General features: G+C 46.3%; 16 protein-coding genes. 5 read left to right on the top strand and 11 right to left on the bottom strand.

Going from position 1 to position 21,921, the window contains the following annotated elements; genetic code table 11:
• Window positions 1-36: 36 nt before the first annotated feature.
• The 6 genes from parC to nudF form a co-directional block, all read right to left on the bottom strand.
• On the bottom strand, window positions 37-2,322 hold the full coding sequence (gene parC / locus R7093_RS17355) for a DNA topoisomerase IV subunit A (protein ID WP_005379870.1): 2,286 nt from the start codon (window positions 2,320-2,322) through the stop codon (window positions 37-39).
• A 3-nt stretch (window positions 2,323-2,325) separates the two neighbouring features.
• Entirely contained in the window at window positions 2,326-4,206 is a 1,881-nt protein-coding gene (gene parE / locus R7093_RS17350; protein WP_005387417.1) for a DNA topoisomerase IV subunit B, read from the bottom strand.
• A gap of 249 nt (window positions 4,207-4,455) precedes the next feature.
• A complete protein-coding gene (gene yqiA / locus R7093_RS17345; protein WP_161440773.1) occupies window positions 4,456-5,040 on the bottom strand; it encodes an esterase YqiA in 585 nt (194 codons plus the stop codon).
• A 47-nt stretch (window positions 5,041-5,087) separates the two neighbouring features.
• The gene (gene cpdA, locus R7093_RS17340) at window positions 5,088-5,894 is read right to left on the bottom strand and encodes a 3',5'-cyclic-AMP phosphodiesterase (RefSeq protein ID WP_005387419.1); all 807 of its coding nucleotides are present in this window, start codon (window positions 5,892-5,894) and stop codon (window positions 5,088-5,090) included.
• Between the two features lie 61 nt (window positions 5,895-5,955).
• Window positions 5,956-6,399 (bottom strand): DUF1249 family protein, encoded by a 444-nt coding sequence (locus tag R7093_RS17335; protein WP_017633603.1) that lies wholly within the window; start codon window positions 6,397-6,399, stop codon window positions 5,956-5,958.
• The gene (gene nudF, locus R7093_RS17330) at window positions 6,399-7,049 is read right to left on the bottom strand and encodes an ADP-ribose diphosphatase (protein WP_017633602.1); all 651 of its coding nucleotides are present in this window, start codon (window positions 7,047-7,049) and stop codon (window positions 6,399-6,401) included. Before nudF ends, R7093_RS17335 begins: the two co-directional genes overlap by 1 nt.
• A gap of 229 nt (window positions 7,050-7,278) precedes the next feature.
• On the opposite strand from nudF, the gene tolC reads away from it, so the two are divergent.
• Entirely contained in the window at window positions 7,279-8,607 is a 1,329-nt protein-coding gene (gene tolC, locus R7093_RS17325) for an outer membrane channel protein TolC (protein WP_005379884.1), read from the top strand.
• A 178-nt stretch (window positions 8,608-8,785) separates the two neighbouring features.
• Here the strand turns inward: tolC and hldE are convergent, their stop codons facing one another.
• The 3 genes from hldE to R7093_RS17310 form a co-directional block, all read right to left on the bottom strand.
• Window positions 8,786-10,216 (bottom strand): bifunctional D-glycero-beta-D-manno-heptose-7-phosphate kinase/D-glycero-beta-D-manno-heptose 1-phosphate adenylyltransferase HldE, encoded by a 1,431-nt coding sequence (gene hldE / locus R7093_RS17320; RefSeq protein WP_017633601.1) that lies wholly within the window; start codon window positions 10,214-10,216, stop codon window positions 8,786-8,788.
• Window positions 10,217-10,283: 67 nt separating this feature from the next.
• A complete protein-coding gene (gene glnE / locus R7093_RS17315) occupies window positions 10,284-13,127 on the bottom strand; it encodes a bifunctional [glutamate--ammonia ligase]-adenylyl-L-tyrosine phosphorylase/[glutamate--ammonia-ligase] adenylyltransferase (RefSeq protein ID WP_047101981.1) in 2,844 nt (947 codons plus the stop codon).
• 113 nt (window positions 13,128-13,240) lie between these two features.
• A complete protein-coding gene (locus R7093_RS17310) occupies window positions 13,241-14,497 on the bottom strand; it encodes a methyl-accepting chemotaxis protein (protein ID WP_005379890.1) in 1,257 nt (418 codons plus the stop codon).
• Window positions 14,498-14,602: 105 nt separating this feature from the next.
• Between R7093_RS17310 and R7093_RS17305 the strand changes: the two genes are divergently transcribed.
• Window positions 14,603-15,376 carry a potassium channel family protein gene (locus R7093_RS17305; protein WP_025768395.1) on the top strand — a complete coding sequence of 258 codons (774 nt, stop codon included), beginning with the start codon at window positions 14,603-14,605 and terminating at the stop codon, window positions 15,374-15,376.
• A gap of 41 nt (window positions 15,377-15,417) precedes the next feature.
• On the opposite strand, the gene R7093_RS17300 is transcribed toward R7093_RS17305, so the two are convergent.
• Window positions 15,418-16,950: an inorganic triphosphatase gene (locus tag R7093_RS17300; RefSeq protein ID WP_047101978.1), complete on the bottom strand. Its 1,533-nt coding sequence runs from the start codon at window positions 16,948-16,950 to the stop codon at window positions 15,418-15,420.
• A 212-nt stretch (window positions 16,951-17,162) separates the two neighbouring features.
• Between R7093_RS17300 and R7093_RS17295 the strand changes: the two genes are divergently transcribed.
• The 3 genes from R7093_RS17295 to R7093_RS17285 all read left to right on the top strand — a co-directional run bounded on the left by R7093_RS17295 (window position 17,163) and on the right by R7093_RS17285 (window position 20,024).
• Window positions 17,163-17,843 (top strand): TIGR00153 family protein, encoded by a 681-nt coding sequence (locus R7093_RS17295; protein ID WP_005379896.1) that lies wholly within the window; start codon window positions 17,163-17,165, stop codon window positions 17,841-17,843.
• A 131-nt stretch (window positions 17,844-17,974) separates the two neighbouring features.
• Window positions 17,975-19,234, top strand: a complete 1,260-nt coding sequence (locus tag R7093_RS17290; protein ID WP_005379898.1) for an inorganic phosphate transporter — start codon at window positions 17,975-17,977, stop codon at window positions 19,232-19,234.
• A gap of 178 nt (window positions 19,235-19,412) precedes the next feature.
• Window positions 19,413-20,024, top strand: coding sequence for a TIGR04211 family SH3 domain-containing protein (locus tag R7093_RS17285; RefSeq protein ID WP_005379900.1), 612 nt, complete (start codon window positions 19,413-19,415; stop codon window positions 20,022-20,024).
• 88 nt (window positions 20,025-20,112) lie between these two features.
• Here the strand turns inward: R7093_RS17285 and ggt are convergent, their stop codons facing one another.
• Entirely contained in the window at window positions 20,113-21,843 is a 1,731-nt protein-coding gene (gene ggt / locus R7093_RS17280; protein ID WP_047101976.1) for a gamma-glutamyltransferase, read from the bottom strand.
• Between the last annotated feature and the right edge of the window lie 78 nt (window positions 21,844-21,921).

Genomic DNA, 21,921 nt, shown 5'->3' with positions numbered 1-21,921 from the left:
AAATCCCAGCCATTGGCTGGGATTTTTATTTGTGCGTTACTCGCTATCGCTCGGTGTTTCCGTCGTATCGGAATCATCTAGCTCAACTTCAATGCGAGTGACTCGCTGCAAACCTCTCGGTAATAACCCACCTCGGCGACCACGTTCGCCACGGAAGTTATCAAGATCAGACGGTTTAAGACCCAACTTTCGCTTACCCGCGTACAGCGTTAACGATGCACCTTTTGGTAAAGACATTAAGTGAGATAGTACTTCTTCTCGCTCTTTCGCTTTAGCAGCAGGAATGTTGATGATCTTATTCCCTTTACCTTTCGCCAGTTGTGGCAAGTCTTTGATTGGGAACAGCAGCATGCGACCTTGGTTAGTGATTGCTAAGATTTCATCAGAGTCTAAATCTTCAATCTCTTTTGGCGTCATGATCTCAGAGTTGGCAGGTAAAGTGACGAGCGCTTTACCACTGCGGTTTTTAGACAGCAAGTCCGCGCCTTTACATACAAAGCCGTAACCTGCATCTGAGCCCACCAGCCACAGCTGCTCTTCTTCACTCATGATGACTTGGCGAATACTGCTACCAGCCGTAATATTCAAGCGACCGGTAATCGGCTCACCTTGACTACGAGCAGAAGGCAGTGAGTGCGATTCCAGAGAGTAACTTCGACCGTCACTACCTAGGAATACCGCAGGCTGATTACTCTTACCTCGAGCATGCGCTAAATACTTATCACCCGACTTATAGTTTAAGCCTTCGGCATCCACGTCATGGCCTTTCGCGTGACGAATCCAACCTTTCTCAGAAAGCACAACCGTGATTGGCTCACTTGGTACGAGGTCACGTTCAGTCAGCGCTTTTGCTTCTGCACGCTCAACCATTGGAGAGCGACGGTCATCACCGTATTTCTCTGCGTCTGCTTTGATTTCTTTTTTCAGTAGTGTGTTCAGACGACGCTCAGAACCGAGTAGCTGTTCTAGCTTCTCACGCTCTTTCTCTAGCTCGTCTTGCTCACCACGGATCTTCATCTCTTCTAGTTTCGCTAGATGACGAAGTTTGGTATCTAAAATTGCATCCGCTTGGATATCGGTAATACCAAAGCGTTCCATCAGCACCGCTTTTGGATCGTCTTCAGTACGGATGATCTCAATCACTTCATCTAGGTTGAGGTAAGCAACTAACAAACCTTCCAAGATGTGTAGACGAGCCATTACTTTGTCTAGACGGTGTTGTAAACGACGACGCACAGTCGTACGACGGAACTCGATCCACTCAGATAGAATTTGCACCAGACCTTTAACTTGAGGACGGTTATCCAAACCAATCATGTTCAAGTTAACGCGGTAACTGCGCTCAAGATCCGTTGATGCGAACAAGTGGTTCATCAACAAGTCACAATCGACACGGTTTGACTTAGGCACCACAACGATACGCGTTGGGTTCTCGTGATCCGATTCGTCACGAAGATCGTCAACCATTGGCAGCTTCTTCGCACGCATCTGGTTAGCGATTTGCTCAAGCAGTTTGGCACCCGATACTTGGTGAGGCAAAGAAGTGATAACAATATCAGAACCTTCTTTATGCCAAACCGCGCGCATTTTGATGCTGCCACGACCGTTGCGGTAAATCTTCTCGATATCCGCTTGCGGCGAGATAATTTCTGCTTCTGTTGGGTAATCCGGACCTTTGACATACTGCATCACGTCCGGCAGTTCTGCTTTCGGGTTGTCGATCAAATGAATAGTCGCATCTGCGATTTCACGAACGTTGTGCGGTGGGATGTCTGTTGCCATACCAACGGCAATGCCGGTTACACCGTTAAGCAGGATATGAGGCAGACGTGCTGGCAACATTTGTGGCTCTTTCATTGTGCCATCAAAGTTAGGTTGCCATTCAACCGTGCCCTGACCAAGTTCGCCAAGCAATACTTCAGCAAACTTAGACAGTTTTGCTTCGGTATAACGCATTGCCGCAAATGATTTCGGATCATCTGGCGCACCCCAGTTACCTTGACCATCCACTAATGGATAGCGGTAAGAGAATGGCTGAGCCATCAATACCATCGCTTCGTAACACGCTGAATCACCGTGCGGATGGTATTTACCTAGCACGTCACCAACGGTACGTGCAGATTTTTTGTATTTTGCTGATGCAGAGAGACCAAGCTCTGACATCGCATAAATGATGCGTCGTTGAACCGGCTTTAAGCCATCACCAATGTATGGCAAGGCGCGGTCCATGATTACGTACATCGAGTAGTTCAGATAAGCGTCTTCAGTGAACTTGCGCATTGGCAATTGTTCGACGCCATCGTAGGTAATTTCTGTAGACATCCGTTACACCTCTGCCAAGTCGCCGTTGTTTTGTAGCCAAGAACGACGGTCATCTGCACGCTTTTTACCTAGCAGCATGTCCATCATTTCCATGGTCGCCGTAGAGTCGTCAATGGTTAACTGCACTAAGCGACGCGTGTTCGGATCCATGGTGGTTTCACGCAACTGAAGTGGGTTCATCTCACCCAGACCTTTGAATCGTTGCACGTTGATTTTGGCTTTCTTCTTCGACAAGCGCTCTAAAATGCCATCTTTTTCATCATCATCGAGGGCGTAGAACACTTCTTTCCCGCAGTCGATTCGATACAGAGGCGGCATCGCCACATAGATATGACCCGCTTCCACTAGTGCGCGGAAGTGACGAGTAAATAGAGCACAAAGCAGCGTTGCGATGTGAAGACCATCCGAGTCCGCATCGGCAAGGATACAGATCTTACCGTAACGAAGACTCTCGAGGTTGTCGCTATCTGGGTCAATACCCAAAGCAACTGAGATATCGTGTACTTCTTGAGACGCAAGAACTTGATCGGCAGAGACTTCCCACGTGTTCAAGATCTTACCACGTAGTGGCATCACGGCTTGGAATTCACGGTCACGTGCCTGTTTTGCCGAGCCACCCGCAGAGTCACCCTCCACAAAGAAGATTTCCGTGCGACTTAAGTCCTGTGCAGAACAGTCGGTCAACTTACCTGGCAGTGCCGGGCCAGAAGCCACTTTCTTACGTACGACTTTTTTCGCCGCTCGCATACGACGATGCGCGTTAGCGATACAGACTTCTGCCAATTGCTCTGCGAGCTGAGGCTTTTCGTTCAACCAAAGACTGAACGCATCTTTTACAACGCCAGAGACAAATGCCGCGGTTTGACGAGAAGAGAGACGTTCCTTGGTCTGGCCTGCAAATTGTGGATCTTGAATTTTAACCGACAGCACGTAAGAACAGCGGTCGAAAACGTCATCACCCGTTAGCTTCACACCACGAGGTAATAGATTACGGAACTCACAGAATTCGCGCATCGCTTCCAACAAGCCTTGGCGTAAACCATTAACGTGCGTACCACCTTGAGCGGTTGGGATTAGGTTAACGTAGCTTTCGGTGATCATTTCACCGCCTTCTGGCTGCCAAATTACCGCCCAGTTTGCCGCTTCAGTATCCGCCAAGAACTCACCAGTAAATGGTTCTTCAGGAATAACTGGATAGCCTTTTACACCTTCCGCAAGATAGTCTTTAAGACCGTCTTCGTAGTACCACTTATAGTCTTTGCCATTAACTTTGTCGGTTAATGTGATTTCTAAGCCCGGACACAAAACCGCTTTTGCGCGCAGGTTGTTGACTAGGCGCGTCACAGAGAAGTTAGCCGAATCGAAGTACTTCGCATCAGGCCAGAAATGTACGCTGGTACCGCGATTGCGACGACCACATGTGCCAGTTACGGTTAGATCAGACACTTTCTCGCCGTGTTCAAATGCAATTTCATACACTTGACCATCACGACGAACTGTTACTTCAACGCGTTTTGACAACGCGTTTACTACAGATATACCTACCCCGTGCAAACCACCAGAGAATTGGTAGTTTTTGTTAGAGAACTTACCACCCGCATGTAGCTTACATAGAATTAGCTCTACGCCTGATACTTTCTCTTCTGGGTGGATATCAACAGGCATGCCTCGACCATCATCGATCACTTCGAGTGATTGGTCAGCATGTAGGATGACTTGTACTTTTGAGGCATGTCCGGCTAGCGCTTCATCGACACTGTTGTCGATAACTTCTTGGCCCAAATGGTTTGGGCGCGCTGTATCCGTATACATCCCTGGTCGGCGACGTACTGGCTCTAAGCCATTCAGTACTTCAATGGCACCAGCATTATATTGTTCAGTCATAATACGGAATTATTCTCAAAGTTTACTTGTTGCCTGAGTATCACCAATGGGCGTACCCATACTCAGGAAACGAAAAAGCCACCCTGTTCACATCATTAAGAGTTTATAAACATGATGCATAACAAAGTAGCCAGGGTCCTCGACCCTTAAGATCTTTTGGCAAAACATAGTCGGAAAGCATACCGCCCATGTCAAGAAACGGTTGGATATATCAATAAAAACTATGAGCCTTTTCCAATCGCTTTCGAATTACAGTTCTAGAAATTCGATAATCTGTGCAGGATAACGCTCAAAGCCTACAAAACTGTGATCACCGCCTTGTTCTACTGTTTGCTTAGCGTCTGCAAACTTATCTACCGCTTGTCGATAGTCTAAAACCTCATCTTCTGTTTGTTGCAATAACCAAAAAGAATGTGGCGACGCGATGCTTTGTACATCAAGAGCTTTTAACTCGTCAATATGACAAGCTTCAAGTGTATAGGTTTCATGCGTATATGGGTTAGTTTGCTTACCCAAATAATCTACTAGCAACTCATAAGGCTTGACTGCGGGGTTGACCACTACCGCTTTAAACCCAAACTTGTCATTTAGCCACGTTGACATAAAACCGCCTAATGAGCTGCCCACTAGACCAATTTTATAGTCGTCTTTATATTGCTCGAGAATATCCAACAACATTTTCGCCGCTTGCTGAGGATAACAAGGTAACTGGGGAACAATCACCTTAATATCAGGCCTATGTTGCTCGCAGTAGGCTCTCATCACATTCGCTTTCATGGAGAGTGGAGAGCTATTAAAGCCATGGATATAGAGAAGAAGTGAAGGTTTACTCATAGATATCTCGCACAAAAAAGCGAGCCCAAACAGAGAGCTCGGGCGCGTTAGTAGCCGTTAGAAGAGAAGTCTGGTTGGAACTGGCCATCGGGAAGCCGACCTACTTGGGTCGTAATATCGCCACAAGCGTGTAGTTGCAGCTCCCGCCAACCAGGCGAAGTGGTATCAAGGGCAAAATCATCCGAGTTAGGCTTAAACTGAACACAAGTTGAGGGTGTTGCCATCACTCGAATGCCCTTGTGAAGCACATTCATATCTTGATGAACATGACCACAGAGAATGCCTTTCACGTTATCAAAACGCTCGACAACCTGCCAAAACGCTTCGGCATCTTTTAAAGTATGTTGATCAAGCCACGCGCTTCCCACCAGTAACGGGTGATGATGCAACAAAACAAGTGTGTGTCTTTCTGGGTGTTCGGCTAGCTTTTCTTCGAGTAGCGTTAATTGCTGATCGCTCAAGCGCCCATGAGGAACGCCAACCACTTGCGAGTCTAAAAGAATTAACTGCCAATGCTCGCCAAGCAACACATGCTCTGCGGCTTTGATTTGTGGCGAAGGCAAAACACTGCCCATATTAGGCTTGTAATCATGATTACCAGGTAGCCAAAAACAGTCTTTCTCTAGCGGTTCAATGCCGTTGGCAAAGCGCTGATAAGATTCTGCACTATGGTCTTGGGAAATATCCCCCGTCGCCAAGATGTAATCAAACGCCACGTTGCGGCGTAAAACATCAGCAACAACAGCATTGAAGCTATCGACTGTTTTTACGCTTAGCAAACTTCCCTCATCGGCAGCAAACAGATGAGTATCCGTAATTTGTAAAAGTTTGATGCTGTCACTAGATGATTGCAAAATGAAAACCTGATTCGTCCACTATATCGTTATTTGTTATTTTCCTTTAGTGACGTGACGATCAATTGAAGGCAAGTGGTGTTCTACTGATACCACTTCGTAAACAAAACGTCAGCCATTCACCGAGGAATGTGTTTAATTGATGCTTTTCATCTTTCTGCATCAGTTGGTCATTGGGATAATCATACTTAGCTTTTATGCGAGAGAACTCTCCGCTTGAGCATACTTCGGCTACTCTCGCATCATGATAAAGCCTGACAGACATCGTCGGTAAAGGAAACACTGGCGTTTCATCACTCTGACATATCTCAACAACTGTGGTGTATTTTGTGATTTCATTCACGGTCAATTGGTAAACCATGTTCGCCGCTTGGTAGCAACGTACATCCCCAACTTCGGCAGAAGCAGGCAATAAGGCGTTCAACTTAGCGTAGTTGGTCTCATACGTTCTCATAAGACCAGCTAAATCAACATGATATTGTTGTTTTTCAGCCAATTGTGCCATTACTCACTCTCCACCGTTTGGGATAGTCCCCATTCTGACTTTAACTCTTGATGGTGTAATTGCAGCCATTGCAACGCAATAATCGACGCACCATTTTCAAATTTTCCGTCCTTCACCCATTGATACGCCGTTTCACGACTCATGACATGAACGCGGATATCTTCATTCTCATAGTCTAAACCATGAATGCCGTGCGCTTTAGACGCATCCACTTCACCAACAAAGACGTCTAGCTTTTCCGAGCAACCACCAGCCGAAGGATAATAGGAAGTAACAGGTACAACGCGCCCCACCTGAATCCCCGCTTCTTCGACAGCCTCTCGACGAATTACGGCTTCAGCAGATTCATCGCGGTCAATCATACCGGCGACAATTTCTAGCTGCCAAGGGTGTTCATGTTCCAACGCGCCAATACGAATCTGTTCAATGATTACGACCTGGTCCGTCTTTGGATCATAAGGAAGCATCGCTGCTGCGTGACCACGCTCGAACATTTCTCGTTCGACAACTCCACTCCAACCACCAGCAAATAGCCTATGCTGAAAGCGGTATTTCACCATTTTGAAAAAACCTTCAAATAAGGTTTCTTTCGAGATGACTTTTACATCTCGCGAAGTAAAATCTTGTTGTTGTTTGTCACGCTGTTGCATTCAACACCTCTCTGAGTGAATCCTGTAGTTTACTCATTGTTATTCGCTTGCTCAAAGGACTTGGCTCAACTTTTTGTATAATAGTTACAAATTAATTTAAGTCTTTGCTAAAAATTTATTGCACAAGTGGATAATTACGTGTAAAAAAGTGCAAACTTTAGAGTAAATATCGTGCAAATTGAGTTAAACTACTGAGAATTAACCAATCTATGGACCGCGGGAATAGAAAATGAAAAAATTGCTTCCACTATTTATCAGTGCAGCGCTAGGTAGCATGAGTACGTCTGCGTTCGCAGACTCTTTGGCTGAAATCTACGACTTGGCAAAACAAAATGATCCACAATTGCTCAGTGTAGCAGCACAACGTGACCAAGCTTTCGAAGCAATCACCTCAAGCCGTAGTGCTCTATTACCACAGATCAACCTTACTGCGGGTTACAATTTAACTCGTGGTGATACTGAATACGATTCAAATCTAATTAGTGACGTATCAAACGATGGCAACGCGCTAACCGCTGGCGTTAGCTTTTCACAAGCACTTTACAACCGCGCATCTTGGATCTCTCTAGATACTGCTGAGAAAAGTGCTCGCCAAGCAGACGCAACTTACGCAGCGACGCAACAGGCACTGATTCTTCGCGTGTCACAAGCGTATTTTGAAGTTCTACGCGCACAAGATAATCTTGTTTTCGTACGTGCAGAAAAAGCCGCGGTTGGCCGTCAACTTGAGCAAACTAAACAGCGTTTTGAAGTAGGTTTGTCTGCAATCACTGACGTGCATGACGCACAAGCTCAGTACGACCAAGTGCTAGCGGACGAAGTGTTGGCAGAAAACGCGCTAACTAATAGCTACGAGTCACTGCGTGAAATTACAGGCCAAGAGCACAAAGATCTCAACATTTTGGACACTGGCCGCTTCACTGCTAGCCCATCGACCGTACCAGCTGAATCGCTCATTGATGAAGCAAAAACCAAAAACCTGACCTTGCTATCATCACGTATTCTTCAAGACATTGCGCGTGACAATATTTCACTAGCAAGCTCTGGCCACCTACCAACGCTCTCTCTAGACGGTGGTTACAACTACGGTGATACTTCTCATAGCTCTCGTGACAACACGACAGACAACTTCAATATTGGTGTGAACCTTGCTGTACCGCTATACACAGGTGGTAACGTAACCTCTCAAACCAAACAAGCTGAATACGCGTACGTGGCAGCAAGCGAAGATCTTGAAGCACAGTACCGTAGCGTAGTAAAAGATGTTCGCGCACAAAACAACAACATTAACGCCTCTATCGGCGCATTACGTGCGTATGAGCAAGCGGTTATTTCTGCACGCTCTGCACTAGAAGCAACAGAAGCTGGCTTTGATGTAGGTACTCGTACTATCGTTGATGTACTGGACGCGACTCGTCGTCTATACGATGCGAACAAAAACCTATCGAACGCTCGTTACGACTACATTTTAAGTGTTCTTCAGCTACGCCAAGCAGTTGGTACGCTAAGCGAACAAGACATCTTAGACGTTGATGCAGGTTTGAAAGCGGCAAAATAACCGCGAATTGAATACTTCAGGTCTTAATAAATAAAAAACGCCAGTTGAGTTATCAGCTGGCGTTTTTTATTACTTGTAGTTCAGAGCCTGAAAGTGCCTCTGAACTAAAAGTATCAAAAAGGCCGCACTTAGCGACCTTTATGAGCAAATAGCATTTCAATGCTAACAAACAGCAGGCTTAGCCCTTACCGCCTTTGATTGCATTAATGATTTCACTGGTCGAGCAGCCATCTTCAAAGTTCAATACACGAACTTCACCACCCGCCGCAATGACTTCTTTACCACCAGCAATCTCTTCTGGTTTGTAGTCACCGCCTTTTACTAGCAAGCTTGGTAGAACTTCTGAGATCAAACGCTGCGGCGTATCTTCACTAAATGGTACAACCCAATCCACAGCGCCCAAACCTGCCAACACCGCCATGCGGCGATCGGTTGGGTTTACCGGACGACCAGGGCCTTTAAGGCGTTTTACTGACTCATCGGTATTTACCGCAACGATTAGGCGATCGCCCAGTTCAGCAGCATGGTTTAAGTAAGACACATGCCCAGCGTGTAGAATATCAAAGCAGCCATTTGTCATAACGACTTTCTCGCCACGAGCACGTGCTTTTTTCACCGCTTCGATCAATGCTTTTTCTGAAATCACACCGTAATCCGTGTCTTGGCTGCCATGTACCGCTTCTGCTAATTCAATCTCAGAAAGCGTTGACGTGCCTAGTTTACCAACCACAACACCTGCCGCTGCGTTCGCTAAAGCGCACGCTTCTTCAAATGATTTGCCTGCGGCAACAGACGCTGCCAATACAGAGATAACCGTGTCGCCCGCACCTGTCACGTCGTACACTTCTTTCGCTTGAGTTGGAAGGTGGAACGGTTCCTGGCCACGACGAATCAAGGTCATTCCGTTTTCGCTGCGTGTCACCAAAAGCGCTTCAAATTCAAACTCTTCAACCAAAGCCAGTGCTTTCTCTACTAGCTCTTGGTCAGATTTCACTTTACCTACAACGTCTTCGAACTCTTTCATGTTTGGCGTAAGAAGTGTTGCGCCACGGTAGCGTTCAAAATCCGCACCTTTCGGGTCAATGAAAACCGGAATATTTGCTGCGCGCGCTTTTTGGATGTATGCCTGAACATGCTCTAACGAGCCTTTTGCGTAGTCAGACATAATCACGGCTTTAACGTTTGGTAGTGCGGCATCCATTCGAGATAACACTGGCGCAGAATCTGTGTTTTCAAACTTGTCTTCGAAGTCGAGACGAATAAGCTGTTGTCCACGGCTCATTACGCGAAGCTTCGTAATCGTTGGGTAATCAGGCAGTGCAACGAAATCGCACTTCACATTGAGTGAGCTCAGCGTCTCCGTCAGCACTTTTGCAGGCTCATCTTCCCCAGTTAGACCAACAATGTGAGCATGGCCACCTAGTGATGCGATGTTCATCGCAACGTTCGCAGCACCACCAGGACGCTCTTCATTGTTTTCTACTTTTACAACAGGAACCGGCGCTTCAGGAGAAATGCGTCCGGTTGGGCCATACCAGTAACGATCTAGCATGACATCACCGATGATGAGCACACCAGCGCTGTTGTAATCAGGTAGAATTGGTTTCATTGTTGGTCTCCAAAAATTAAATCGAAGTGAGTTTATCACAGCCCTTATCGAGGCTAAATATATGGTCTTAACTGAACCACTGATTCCAAGCCTGTTTTACCCACTCCCTTTCGGCAACAAACTTATCTTCCACCACATCAGCGTCTAAATTAAGTAGATTTCGGCGGTGTATTTCGTTTCGCATTGTCGTGTAAGCACGTATCAACTGCATTGCTTGGTCTTCGTCCATAACATCTTGCGCAATGAGCGTTTCAAAGATGCGCACATTATCACACCAACGCGTCAATTTCGGCTTATCGTGACTATAGTTGAGCACTAGGTACTGAGCGAGAAATTCGATATCGGTAATCCCACCTACATCTTGCTTGAGCATAAAGCGGCCTGGCTTTTTCCCCCCAAGATGACCGCGCATTTTTTCTCTCATTTCGACAACGTCTTTTTTCAGTTCAGCTTGATCGCGTGCTTTGCACAACACATCATGCCGCGTATTGTGAAATGCAATTGCCAGTGGTTCATCACCATAAATCATGCGCGCGCGGACAAGTGCTTGATGTTCCCATGTCCACGCGTCTTGATGTTGGTAGTCGTCGAACGCGTCTGTTGGGCTAACCAACAAACCCGATGCACCGGACGGACGCAATCGGGTATCGACCTCGTATAAAATACCGGAAGCGGTGCGAGTGGAGAAAATATGAATGATACGCTGTGCTAAACGAAGGTAGAACTGACGACCATCAATCTCTTTCTTGCCGTCAGTGTAGACATTGACGGGGCAGTCATGCATGAAGACAATATCCAAATCGGAGTTATAGCCGAGCTCCCACCCTCCGACTTTACCATAGCCAATTACAGCAAAGCCTTTACCTTCACGATCTTTCACATGCGTTGGCTCGCCGTACTTTTCAGACACTTGCAACCAAGCCTGACTGATCACCGCATCAACGATAGCTTCCGCTAAATAAGTTAAATGGTCACTCACTTTCATCACTGGCAATGCGCCAGCAATATCTGCCGCTGCAATACGCAAAATACAAATTTGCTTAAACTGACGCAACGCTTCCATTTGCTGTTCCATATCATCCTCAGGAATACGCGCCAAATAATCACGTAGCTCTGTACGGTAACTGTCTAATGGAATGGGATTGTACAGCTGCGCAGGGTCGATCAACTCATCAAGCAAGATAGGATAACGAGACAGCTGCTCTGAAATCATTGGGCTTGCGGTACACAAACGTACGAGCTGCACCAGAGCCGCTGGATGCTCATCCAATAATTCCAAGTAAGTCGTGCGAGTGCAGATGTTGTGTAGCAAGTGAAGTACACGAGATAAACCAAACTGTGCATCAGGATGGGCAAAGACCGCATCAAACACTTTCGGCATCAAACGATTGAGCACTTCGCGTCCACGTGGGCCTAACGTTTTTTTGGCCAGATCGGTTTTAAAGTTGATGATGGTTTTCGCGCATGAAGCAAAGTCTTCAATCTGAATATCCTGCTGCAAGATATGCTCAAGAACATCTTGTTTGTCGGCCATATCCCATAGCTCATGAAAATGACGAGCAACGGTAGTCCCCTCGTCTTCTTCATCATCACCAATTAGTGATTCAAAAACTTGGTGAACATTTGCCATATGCTGCTGGGTTTGCTCAATCAATTGCTCCCAACAGCTCATTTTCATCGCGGTGGCGAGCTTTAAGCGTTCGGTTTCGCAATCAGGCAGCGTCTGGGTTTGCTTATCCGCCATTGCTTGCAACAAGTTTTCTAATTGACGCAAGTACTTGTATGCGGCTTCTAGATCGCTGACTTCTTGTGGAGTAAGCAATGCCAGTTCTTCAATGCCTTCCAGCGTTTCCAACAGCCCTCGATTACGTAAAGAAGGTTCTCGACCACCTCGAATCAATTGAAAAACTTGAGCGATAAATTCAATTTCTCGAATGCCACCCGCACCTAGCTTAATGTTGTTATTCAACCCTCGGCGGCGAACCTCGCTACTGATCATCGACTTCATTCGACGCAAAGATTGAATCGCACTGAAATCAATATAACGACGAAAAACAAAAGGGCGCAGCATTTGGCGTAGCTCTTGATACTGCGGGTACATCTCACATCCCATCACCCGAGCTTTGATCATCGCGTAACGTTCCCAATCTCGCCCCTGCTCTTGGTAATAATCTTCAAGTGCGGCATAGCTCATTACCAAGGGGCCACTTTCTCCAAATGGGCGAAGTCGCATGTCGACGCGGTAGCAAAAACCATCGAAGGTTTGTTGGTCGAGCGCTTTGATGATGCGTTGACCAAGACGAGTAAAGAACTGGGCATTGGCAATGCTGCGGCGTGCGCCTTGGGTTTCGCCATTCTCTGGATACGTGAAAATTAGATCAATATCGGAAGAAAAGTTTAGCTCGCCACCACCCAGTTTCCCCATGCCGATAATTAACATCGGCTGCACTTCACCGTCCTCACTTGTTGGCGTGCCCCACTCCTGACAACACACTTGATATTGCCATTGATAGGTTTCAAAAATCATCGCTTCTGCCAACTCAGATAAGTGGCTTAAAGACGTCTCTAGAGACCATGCATGCGTGAAATCCTTCCACGCAATGTACACCATTTCTCGATTGCGAAACTGACGCAATACGCGATGACCAGACATCTCATCAGGACATTGTTCCAACAGTTCAGCAAGGCGTGAGCGGTAAGACTCCTGACGACTTGGCTGCGCTAACATACTTGGCAACTCACGGGCTAGGACTTCATCGCGATGAATGGCTTCAGTTATAAACTGGCTTAAGCCCGCCACATAACGAAATTGCTGCGCAACCTCGTCGGGCCAAAGGGGAAAATAACCTGCGTCTTGGGCGTTTTGTACGGCAGATTCAGCGATAGAAATCAGTGGCGAAGGCAGCTGCATTTTTCTTCCTTGTTTGAAAAGCACGGTAACTCATTCTTTATACCAGACTGAAAGCAAATAAAAACGCCCACAAAAGGTTTGTGGGCGTTTTATCAAAAGTTCGGGATCGAATATTAAACTTGGAAAGATTTGATCTTCTTGTCTAGCTCACCTGCATTATTTTGCATCATTTCAGAGGTTTCTAGCAGCTCGGTAACAACAACAACTGAGGCTTCAACCAACTCACGTACATTGGTGAGGTTTTGGCTCATCTCTTCTGCAACACTGCTTTGCTGACCAGACGCCGTCGCGATCTGGAAGTTCATGTCATTGATTTGCGTCACTTGCCCAACAATACCATCGAGCTCAGATCCAGCATTAGAAACCAGCTCGTTTCCATCTGCCGCTTCTACAACGCTTTTTTCCATGAGTTCTACCGCAGATTCAGCACTGGTTTGCAGCTGTGCGATCATCTCTTGAATTTCTACCGTCGCTTGTTGTGTACGTTGGGCAAGGTTACGAACTTCATCTGCAACCACAGCAAAACCCCGCCCAGCCTCGCCAGCTCGCGCCGCTTCAATCGCCGCATTCAGTGCAAGCAGGTTGGTTTGTTCAGAAATGCCTTGAATCGTCCCTACAACGCTACCAATGGCTTCAACACGTTCTTCAACTTGGTTAACCGCTTGTGCCGATGAAGCGATATCCGACGAAAGTTCACTCATTTTCGCCATTGTACTTTGCAAGAACTGCTGACCAGAAATTGCTTGTGCGGAAGCTTGCTCTGTTAGAGAAGATGCCGTCTGGGCATGTTCCGCAACCGTTTGGACCGTCGACGACATTTCACTCATCGCCGTAGCAAGTTGATCAATTTCGTTAAACTCTTCTTGCGCCGATTCCTTCGTTTCCGACATGCTCAGCGTCATGACTTCGGTGAGCGTTGATAATTCATCAGACGCATTAATTTGCATTTGAATAACATCGTGCAATTGTCGACGTGTCTTTTCTAATTCACGTGCCACGTCTCCGTATTCATCTTTACAATCCATACCAAATGGAACAGAGAGGTTCTTGCTCGCCATCAGTTTGATCGCGTCGCTCAGATACTGTGTTTGACGCAACATCACTCTAGCCGCCGCTAATAAGAGCACGACAAAAACCACAATCAATAAGGCGGTTTGCCAAGCAACTTGCGTTAAATATGCTTCATAATGCTGTTGGGCAACTTGCGCGTTTTGTGTCGCCGCTAAAAGTGAGTCGTAAAAAGTGTTTGCGTCCCACAGTTGTTTTGCCACGATCAGGACAGTACTGAAGACCATCAACATGACCATTTTAGGCACCAGTCGAATGTCGGATATGACCCTTTCCCATGGCTTAAATGCCAGCTTTTCCATTGTCAGTTCTCCACCGAGTCTTATATAGTCTTTATCTATAATCTTTATATTACTTATAGTTATGTTCGCGCTTTGCGTGGTTACGCGATTTATTTTGAGCTTCGTATGAAAAACAATGATATCAAAGACAGCACACGACCGATGGGCCTGTTGTCACTAATATTGTCTTTTATGGCACTATTTGTGATCTCTGGCTTGTTGTTTTTCCCGATCGATCACGAAACCCGTCAAGTTCTTATCGGTCTGGATTTCATAATCTGTAGTATTTTTCTACTACAGCTCACCATTGATTTGATCCGGTCCACAGATCGCTGGTTATTCCTTAAACGTCATTGGATAGATTTCGTGGCGAGCATCCCATTGATAGAGCCCCTGCGCTTTGCTCGTATTTTTCATATTATGCGAGTGGTATTAGTACTGCGTTCGTCAAAGTTCATTTTGCATCAGCTCAAAGAAAACCGCCGCGAAACTACGGTCGCCTCTATACTGCTATTGATGGTTATCCTCATAACGCTCGGTTCTAGTGCAATGCTGTTTATCGAAGCGAAAAACCCAGAAGCGAATATTCGCACTGGCGCCGATGCTTTGTGGTGGGTATTTGTAACGATCTCAACGGTTGGTTACGGCGATCATTATCCTGTGACCTCCATAGGAAAGTTTTTGGCTGTCATCATCATTGTTTGCGGGGTGGGTATCTTTGGTATGATCTCGGGTCTTATCACCTCTATCCTTACTGCCCCAACGAAACAACAGACACACAGTTCAATCAATAAAGAACGTATGCTCGAGCAGCTCCTAACCCAACAAGCGCAAATACTAGAACGACTCGATTTCATGGAAAAAGAGCTACAACAACGTAAAACAGAGACAAAAAAATAGGACCATGCGGTCCTATTTTTTTGTCGTTACCACCAGAACGATCATTCACGCCAATAAGGCTGTACTTCCATACTGATCGCTCGGGTTTGATCCATTGCATGCAAAATTGAGCGCTCTTGACGGTGCAACCAGCGTTCTAACTGCTCTTTTTCTGCGTCTTCCAGCATATCAACCAACGGGAGCAAGTGGTTCAGCATTAGCAGATCATCGATACCATGCACCAGATCCGCCCATGGTAAACGGAAGCTGTTACGCTCATCCGAGTTATACAAACTCGCGAAACCAATACCAGTATAGAGGTTACGCAATAAGCGATAACGCTGATCAACGTACTCTTGCGCCGTCAAATCGCGCTCTGCTGGGAAAGCTTCCATTAGCTCAGCCCAAGTGCGATCGAGCTGAGTAACTGAAAACGGCATGATGTTACTTGCCATTTTTTCACGTGCTTTTTCATCAAGAAATGGCTGCCAACCGCGTGCTAAGATCCAGCGGCTTAGATCCAGCAGTAACCCTGTGTAACGCGCGGAATTGAGCAACCCTAGCACTTCTTCACGGCTTGGCAACTCTTGTAACTGCTGAGTCAGCTCAGATACTAAGAACTTACGCGCATCCAACTTACGCAGCACATTGCCTTTGTCATCTAAAAGCTCTTCAAGGTGTGCATGCTCATCTAACCAACTCAGTTCTTCTTCCAACCATTTAAGCTCTTGGCGCAGAATCGCACTCGCGCGACGAGGGACAATCCCGCCAAAAATGGTCAATGTTTGACGAATGAAACGAATGGCATTACTGATTTCACGCAGTGCTTCCACGCTGTCACGCTCAGCATAAATTTGCTCGTGATAATGCCAATGAGACAAAGCGTGCTCTAAAGAGTTGATCAAGCAAAATTCAACGGTATCCGTCGGACTACTGTCCACAAGTGCCAATGATTTTACTTCATCACCCGCATAACCGCTTGCAAGTCGATAACCTTTCGCCGCTTTGCTCAAGTTACCCAAGCGCATACCACCTTGCTCGCAAAAGCTGCGTGCCAGTGTGAATAAAGCTTCGGTTTGGCCAGACTTAAGTTCCAGTTCAACTTCGCAAATTGGCTCTTGCTTCTCTTCTTCGTCTTCACCTTTGGCTACAACTAAGCCTTGGTCAAAAGCAACTTCAATCTGACTGCCATCGGGCATGCCAATCAGCCATTGTTCACGTGTGAAGTTGGTCGAGAATAATGGCATAAGCTCGGATTGCAGCGTTTCTGCATCTTTACCTGGAGGCCAAATATCTAGAGGATGAAGCGACAGATTAGGCTCGTCGCTAGTGTGCTCAGCATTGTATTCTGGTCTTTGATGTAAGCCTGCGACGACGCGTCCTGCTGTCTTTACGGTTTGGACGAATACATCATCAAAACGGCGAATTCTTAAACCAATGTCGTGCTTTCTGAGCCATTTATCGGCAGTATCAAAATAGGTGTTACCCAAGTCACGACAACTATGCTGAAGTACTTTTGTCTCAGAAATTTTTTCTTTTAAAGTTTCTGAAAATTCAGGAGAAACAAAAAACTTCAGTTCTATTTCGGTTTCCATAGCTATACCTTTCAAAGCAGATAGAAACAGGATATTGCGTAATTTCTCACACGGCAAGAGAGAAATATCGCCGGAATGATGATCTAAAACAGTTTTAATGAGCGATTTAATGCGTTACCATGCGCGCCTTTATAGCCATCGCTCAACATTTCGCCAAGCACTCAGAAATGGTGTATGTTTTTTTAAGGTTATAGTTATTAGGTTGAATGACCATGCCAGTAAATACAATTATGGGGTTATTTGCAAAGTCCCCAATTAAGCCTTTGCAACGCCACGTTGTGTGTGTCAACGAATGTTGTTCACACTTGGTGAAATTCTTTGAAGTATCTTCAAAGGGTGATTGGGAAAAAGCAGCAGAAATCCGTGCACAAATTTCTCACCTAGAGAAAGAAGCGGATGTGCTGAAACGTGAAATCCGTCTAAAACTGCCTCGCGGTTTGTTCATGCCAGTCGACCGTACTGACATGCTTGAGCTTTTGACTCAACAGGACAAACTTGCAAACCTGGCAAAAGACATTGCTGGCCGTGTATATGGTCGTCAACTTGTCATCCCTGAGGCTCTCCAACCAAACTTCCTCGCTTACGTTCAACGTTGTCTTGATGCTGCCGATCAGGCGCAAAAGGTAATCAATGAACTTGATGAATTGCTAGAAACCGGCTTCAAAGGCCGTGAAGTGACGCTCGTCGCTGAAATGATTCATCAATTAGACGTTATCGAAGATGATACCGATGCCATGCAGATTGAACTTCGCCAACAGTTGATGGTGATTGAAGCTGACATGAACCCTATCGATGTCATGTTCCTATACAAGATTCTTGAATGGGTAGGTGGTATTGCCGACCAAGCGCAGCGCGTAGGTGCTCGTTTGGAAGTCATGCTATCTCGATCTTAAAACATAAAGTTAACGACATAACGAAGAGCATAATTAACACGTGTCATAGGGACGATGACTATTTTCATCGTCTTATGGTTTGGCGCGCGTAAAATTTTGTTCCGCTTGTTATAAAACAACTAGGTATTACGATGGATATCCTTGCGAACTACGGCACTGTCCTGATTATTGTTGCAGCGATTTTTGGTTTCATGATGGCGATTGGTATTGGCGCGAACGACGTTGCTAATGCGATGGGTACATCTGTAGGTTCAAAAGCGCTAACTGTAAAACAAGCTATCATCATTGCGATGATCTTCGAATTTGCAGGTGCTTACCTTGCAGGCGGTGAAGTAACCGACACTATCCGTAAAGGTGTAATCGAAACTTCTTTATTTGCCAGTCAACCAGATGTTCTTGTCTACGGCATGATGTCTGCGCTTTTAGCAGCAGGTACTTGGCTGCTTCTTGCTTCTTACATGGGCTGGCCAGTATCAACGACTCACTCAATCATCGGTGCAATCATTGGTTTTGCATGCGTATCAGTAGGTACTGAAGCGGTTGACTGGGGCAGCGTTCAAGGCATTGTTGGTAGCTGGATTATTACGCCAGTGATTTCAGGTTTCTTTGCTTACGTTATCTTTGTCAGCGCACAACGCCTGATTTTTGATACAGAGAACCCTCTGTTTAACGCGAAACGTTTTGTACCTGTTTACATGTTCATCACAACAATGGTGATTGCTCTTGTAACCATCAAAAAAGGTCTAAAACACGTTGGTCTTCACCTGACCAATGGTGAAGCTTGGATGTGGGCAGCAGCAGTTTCAGCACTTGTGATGATTGGCGGCTACGTATACATCCAGAAAAAATTCGCTAATCGCGAAGAAGACCGCAGCTTTTCTGGCGTGGAAGGTATCTTCAGCGTTCTGATGGTTATCACCGCTTGTGCGATGGCATTTGCACACGGTTCAAACGACGTTGCAAACGCCATTGGTCCACTGTCTGCTGTCGTATCGACTGTTGAACACATGGGCGAAATCAGCACGAAAAGCACCATCGCTTGGTGGATTCTACCTCTTGGCGGTATTGGTATCGTGGTCGGTCTTGCAACACTGGGTCACAAAGTAATGGCAACCGTTGGTACTGGCATCACTGAGCTAACGCCTAGCCGCGGTTTTGCAGCACAGCTAGCAACAGCATGTACGGTAGTTCTAGCGTCTGGTACAGGCCTGCCAATTTCAACCACTCAAACATTGGTTGGTGCGGTTCTCGGTGTTGGCTTTGCTCGTGGTATCGCAGCACTGAACCTAGGCGTAGTTCGTAACATCGTGGCATCATGGATCGTTACACTACCAGCGGGTGCGTTATTGGCCGTAGTATTCTTCTACGGACTTCAAGCGATGTTCGCTTAAGACACTCGTCAATAGAATGTAAGCGCTTTGTCATTATTGACTCAAACGCACAGAAAGGGAGGCTTTGCCTCCCTTCTTTGTTGCACCGAGGTTTGAAACTGCATACTATTCGTCTATTTCCGGCCCCAATCATTCGGTGCCAACGCTGTCTCCAAGAAAAATCGTTAAGGGATTTACTGTGAAAAAACTAATCATCACGGTTTTGTTTACTTTGCTAGCAGCGCCAGCGGCCCTAGCAGCAGACCGTTATATTTCTGATGACCTCTTCACTTTTATGCACTCAGGTCCAAATAACACCTACCGTATTATTGGTAGTGTTAACGCCGGTTCTAAAGTACAACTGATTAAAACCAACCGAGATACTGGCTATACGCAAGTTCGTGATGACCGTGGTCGCACTGGTTGGGTACAAAGCAAGTTTGTGACAAACCAAGAGAGCATGGCAATTCGCCTTCCTCGTATTGAGAAAGAGCTAGCCGAAGTAAAAGAGCAGCTTGCTAATGCTCGTCAAACTTCTGATGCAGAGAAAGCCGGTCTTGTTACCTCTCTCGAAACACGTAACCAACAAATTTCAGATCTAGAAAATAAATACTCTGAGATCAGCGATCAGCTTACTTCTGTTGAAACAGAAAACCGCGAGCTACGCGCAAAACTGGATACACAAAAAGATGACATGCTGCTTAAGTACTTCACTTATGGCGGCGGTGTTGCAGGTTTAGGTTTACTATTTGGTTTGATTCTTCCGCATGTCATGCCTCGTAGAAAGCGCTCTCCTGCGGGTTGGGCATAAACCCTTACGCTTTTATCTTTAAAAAGAACGCAAAAGCCAGTCGATATTGACTGGCTTTTTAGTTTGCTTCGTTTGACAGAAGTGAGTACTACTCCCCCATTGAACTAGAGGCTCGACGACGATCCGTTGCGCCATAAAGCTTGCCATCTTTTAGCTCAATTGCATTCAAACCGCTTACCACTGGAATAACGTGCACTGGGTAGCCAAGCTCCATAAACTCAGGCACCAACATTTCTGCGAACGTTTTCTTTTCCACCAGCAAACCAGTCGGGTCATAAGACTTGGTGCGGTCTATCTTAGTGCCATACTGGATGTTTGGTAAGTCAATAGCCTCTTGCGCTGATAAATTCCAATCCAGCACCCCAACCACGGTTTTGAGTACATACCCCGGGATTTGTGAACTACCTGGTGACCCAACCACCAAACGCAAGTTATCATCACTGTCCATCACCATTAATGGCGTAATAGCCGAACGTGGACGCTTGCCCGCTTCAATTGAGTTTTGCGTAGGCTTGCCGTTAACCGTTGGCTGAGGTGAGAAGTTCGCCATTTGTGCATTCAAGATAACGCCATCAACCATGACACCAGATCCCATTCCCGTGCCAACGGTGCTGGTCATCGCAATTGCATTTCCATCTCTATCGACGATAGAAATATGCCCTGTATCTTTGCTCTCGAAGCCTTGATATTGCGCATACTGAGTTTGCGTTATCTGTCCTGCTTGTGGATCCTCTTTTGAAGTGCCATTATCAGGGATTAAATCACGTCTCTGATCTAGATAGGCTTTAGACAGCAACTGTTCAACTGGCGCTTCCACATAATCCGGATCTCCGGCATACGCAATACGATCGGCTTTTGCAATTCGCATCGCTTCAGTCATGAGACGCCAAGGTTCCACATCCGTTTTCGCCATATGGGCAATGCCATAGGGTGCAAGCAGTTCAAGACTCTGAGCGACCATCACACCGCCCGAAGCTGGGTAACCAAAAGAGACGATTTTATTCCCACGGTAGTCGCTCTCAATGATGTCACGCTGCTTCACTTGGTAATGTTTAAAATCTTCTAAAGACAACTTCTCGTGTTGGTCGTCAATACGACTATTAACCGTCTCTACGATGTGCTGACCAAGCTCACCACCATAAAGGTAACTATCGCCTTGTTGCGCGATCTTCCTCAGCGTCTCAGCCATCTTAGGGTTCTTCATCAAGGTTCCCGTCGGTTTAATATCGTCCCCTTGCCAATACAAGGCTTTCACTTCCGGATCTTGCTCAAGTCGGCTTTGCTCTCTTACTACGATGTCGTAGGTGTAGCTGTTCATCGCGTACCCATTGCTCGCCAATGTAATTGCCGGCTTAATCAGCTCTGCCCATGGCAACTTGCCGTATTGTTCATGAGTGGTGTAAAGCAACCGCAACGTGCCCGGAACCGCAACAGAACGAGGGCCTAATATTTCGTTGCGACTGAGTACTTCCCCATTCTCAACAAACATTTCAGGGTTCGCGCTAGAGGGCGCTTCATCTCGACCATCAAGGGCCAGAAATTTTTTCTCGTCATGTTGATAAAACAGCGCGAAAGTCCCGCCGCCAATTCCGGTCATATCTGGCTCAACGACAGACATCACCATCTGCATCGCGACCATAGCATCAACAGCGTTACCGCCTTCTTTCAATATTGAGTAACCGGTACTGCTTACGTAAGGGTTCGTCGCACTGACCATGAAATCTTGCCCGCGACCATCTGGTGTAACTGGGAATGGGTCTGGCTTTGCTGCATAGCTTGTCGATGCAACAATACTTAAAGAAAAAATCAGAATACGCATGTGTCTCTGTTTAGACTCCTATTATGTGATGGGGTCTAACGTGGACCAAGTCATTACTCCGAAGTTCGTGAAGATGGT

The organism is Vibrio sp. 1580 (genome assembly GCF_033340055.1).
The sequence above is the reverse complement of the archived record's forward strand: the minus strand, read 5'-3'. Positions and strand labels throughout refer to the sequence as shown.

Bases quoted from the DNA above. Each gene is read 5' to 3' on its own strand.
- parC (WP_005379870.1), bottom strand. From the start codon at position 2,322: ATGTCTACAGAAATTACCTACGATGGCGTCGAACAATTGCCAATGCGC.
- parE (WP_005387417.1), bottom strand. From the start codon at position 4,206: ATGACTGAACAATATAATGCTGGTGCCATTGAAGTACTGAATGGCTTA.
- yqiA (WP_161440773.1), bottom strand. From the start codon at position 5,040: ATGAGTAAACCTTCACTTCTTCTCTATATCCATGGCTTTAATAGCTCT.
- R7093_RS17335 (WP_017633603.1), bottom strand. From the start codon at position 6,399: ATGGCACAATTGGCTGAAAAACAACAATATCATGTTGATTTAGCTGGT.
- nudF (WP_017633602.1), bottom strand. From the start codon at position 7,049: ATGCAACAGCGTGACAAACAACAACAAGATTTTACTTCGCGAGATGTA.
- tolC (WP_005379884.1), top strand. From the start codon at position 7,279: ATGAAAAAATTGCTTCCACTATTTATCAGTGCAGCGCTAGGTAGCATG.
- hldE (WP_017633601.1), bottom strand. From the start codon at position 10,216: ATGAAACCAATTCTACCTGATTACAACAGCGCTGGTGTGCTCATCATC.
- glnE (WP_047101981.1), bottom strand. From the start codon at position 13,127: ATGCAGCTGCCTTCGCCACTGATTTCTATCGCTGAATCTGCCGTACAA.
- R7093_RS17310 (WP_005379890.1), bottom strand. From the start codon at position 14,497: ATGGAAAAGCTGGCATTTAAGCCATGGGAAAGGGTCATATCCGACATT.
- R7093_RS17305 (WP_025768395.1), top strand. From the start codon at position 14,603: ATGAAAAACAATGATATCAAAGACAGCACACGACCGATGGGCCTGTTG.
- R7093_RS17300 (WP_047101978.1), bottom strand. From the start codon at position 16,950: ATGGAAACCGAAATAGAACTGAAGTTTTTTGTTTCTCCTGAATTTTCA.
- R7093_RS17295 (WP_005379896.1), top strand. From the start codon at position 17,163: ATGCCAGTAAATACAATTATGGGGTTATTTGCAAAGTCCCCAATTAAG.
- R7093_RS17290 (WP_005379898.1), top strand. From the start codon at position 17,975: ATGGATATCCTTGCGAACTACGGCACTGTCCTGATTATTGTTGCAGCG.
- ggt (WP_047101976.1), bottom strand. From the start codon at position 21,843: ATGCGTATTCTGATTTTTTCTTTAAGTATTGTTGCATCGACAAGCTAT.